Annotated in this window: 5 protein-coding genes; all 5 read right to left on the reverse strand. The window is 32.6% G+C overall.

Features of this window, described 5'->3' with window-relative positions; all coding sequences use genetic code 11:
* Positions 1–260 (reverse strand): helix-turn-helix domain-containing protein (locus WBQ70_RS13040; RefSeq protein WP_423914959.1); only part of this gene is annotated, 260 nt, incomplete at its 3' end.
* 156 nt (positions 261–416) lie between these two features.
* On the reverse strand, positions 417–1,001 hold the full coding sequence (locus tag WBQ70_RS13045; protein ID WP_423914961.1) for a YdeI/OmpD-associated family protein: 585 nt from the start codon (positions 999–1,001) through the stop codon (positions 417–419).
* A gap of 10 nt (positions 1,002–1,011) precedes the next feature.
* Positions 1,012–1,386, reverse strand: a complete 375-nt coding sequence (locus tag WBQ70_RS13050) for a DoxX family protein (protein WP_423914963.1) — start codon at positions 1,384–1,386, stop codon at positions 1,012–1,014.
* A 5-nt stretch (positions 1,387–1,391) separates the two neighbouring features.
* The gene (locus WBQ70_RS13055) at positions 1,392–1,853 is read right to left on the reverse strand and encodes an SRPBCC domain-containing protein (protein ID WP_423914964.1); all 462 of its coding nucleotides are present in this window, start codon (positions 1,851–1,853) and stop codon (positions 1,392–1,394) included.
* Positions 1,854–1,895: 42 nt separating this feature from the next.
* Positions 1,896–2,077, reverse strand: a 182-nt coding sequence (locus WBQ70_RS13060) for a hypothetical protein (protein ID WP_423914966.1), incomplete at its 5' end; no start/stop codon positions are given.

The raw sequence follows: 2,077 nt of genomic DNA on the forward strand, positions 1-2,077 counted from the left end.
TCTGGTAATAATTCTACTTGTGGTTCTAGTATGATACTTTCAGCTGTTGATTGAAAATTTTCAGAGAAATAATTCAAATCAACACCCAAAATTTCTGCCAAACGACTAAAAGTAATAATGTCTGGCATTGATTCTCCACGCTCCCATTTCCCAACTGCTTGTGGGCTGATGAATAATTGTTCTGCCAATTGGGTTTGTGTTATATTTATTTTTTTTCTTGCTTCGGTAATTTTATCACCAATACTAATTGTTTTTTGCATAATAGTTTTTTTTAGATTAAACGACCTGACAAAGATACTTTGGAAGGGTTTTTATAATTCAATAAACCGCTTTACTATTAGTTGTAAACGCACTACTTATGGTTGTTATTTGGTAACTTATGGTTGTTTTTGAGTTAATTCTATGAATTTCATCCATTAGTTGTCATTCAATCCTTTTCCATCAAGAATAGCTTCTATACATTTTTCAATTCTAGCTTCCCGAGTTTTAGATTGTTTGGCTTGCGAAAAATATAATAAATAACCTCTTTGTCTTCCAGGAGTCAAAGCTTCAAAAGCGGTTTTTAATTCGGGTAGTTCCTCTAATTTCTTTTGAAATTCAGCAACAATAGCAAATTCTTTAGTTTCTTTGAAAGGAACTTCTATCCCTGATTTTTCTATTTCTATAGCTTCAAAAATGTAGGTTTTGATGATGGATTCTAAAGCCACAATTTGTTCCATACTGGTAAATCGAATTTGGCGAGCGGCTTGTACATTTTCTGTTTGTTGAATCAATATTTTTTCAGTGTCTTTCAACAGCACGCCTTTGTGAAAAAGTAAAGCACAATATTCTTTGAATTCGTGAATCAATACCACATTTTTATTTTGATAAGTATAACAAGGATGCATCCATTTGTAATCTTCTTCTAAACCAGATTCCAAACATATTTTTCGTAGTAGACGCATTTCTTCGTTCCATTTTTTGGCTCTCTCTAAAAATCGTTCAATAACTTTTGGATTCATAGCATTCGGATTATGAGTTTGTTTTTTTGTTAGCAGGTCTAAAATACCAAGAAACAAAAGTTAAAATCAGTAACAAAACTGGCCCAAAAAGAGAAATAGCTTTATCTCCAACCGCAATATGGGAATAAACTGCGCCAGACATAGCAAAGAAAAAACCAGCATAAGCCCATTCTTTTAATAAGGGTAATTTAGGAAGGAGAATAGCAATTACACCAAGTATTTTCCAGATTCCTAACAACGTTAAAAGATAAATAGGATAACCCAATAACGTCATCATATCGACTTCTTCTTTCATCTGAATGAGTTGAACAATTCCTGTAGATGTCATTCCTAAAGCCAACCAGACGGTTGCTATCCAATAAATAATTTTGTTTCTTTTTGTCATCCTTTTTATTTTAATTGATTGATAGTTTCTTGTAATTTGTCGTGTGCTTTATTGAGACCAAATTCAAAAGGTAATTTTAATATGGCATCACGAACTTCCACAGATTTATAAATTATATGCATAGTTAGTTTACTCGTTTTATCGGTTAGTTTTTCAAATTCAAAAAACTCCAATTGAGTAGGGAAGGAGGTATTCTCCATTTCAAATGTGCGAGTAATTTTTTCGTTCGGAACTAAGTTATGAATGGTTCCGTTGAATCGATGTACATTGCCTTGGGGGTCGGTGGTTTCCAATTGAAAATTTCCGTGTTTCTTTGCTTCGAGTTGTAGCACTTTTGTTCCCATCCATTTTGCTACAATTTCAGGTTCAATATGCGCCTTGTAAACCAATTCTCTTGGAGCAGCAAATTCTCTGGTAATAAAGAGTTCTTGTTTATTTGGTTCTGCTGTTATGGTGGTTTTTGACATGATTTATTTGCTTTTATCAATTAATCAAATGGGCTTATCTACTTAGATTTTATTTTCTGTAATCAATTTATCCAATTGCTCAAAAATAGCAACAACCCCACTTTCAAAACCGCTTTCAACCATTTCATCTCTATCTTCAATGGATCGAAATACATCTTGAATAATAAGTTTTGTTTTATTGTTGCTTAACTCTTCAAAAGTGAAAATTTCCAAACATACTTGCC

This window comes from Flavobacterium sp. (assembly GCF_049590715.1).
Lineage (GTDB): Bacteria > Bacteroidota > Bacteroidia > Flavobacteriales > Flavobacteriaceae > Flavobacterium.

Coding starts and splice junctions, on each gene's coding strand:
- WBQ70_RS13045 (WP_423914961.1), bottom strand. CDS start 1,001: ATGAATCCAAAAGTTATTGAACGATTTTTAGAGAGAGCCAAAAAATGG.
- WBQ70_RS13050 (WP_423914963.1), bottom strand. CDS start 1,386: ATGACAAAAAGAAACAAAATTATTTATTGGATAGCAACCGTCTGGTTG.
- WBQ70_RS13055 (WP_423914964.1), bottom strand. CDS start 1,853: ATGTCAAAAACCACCATAACAGCAGAACCAAATAAACAAGAACTCTTT.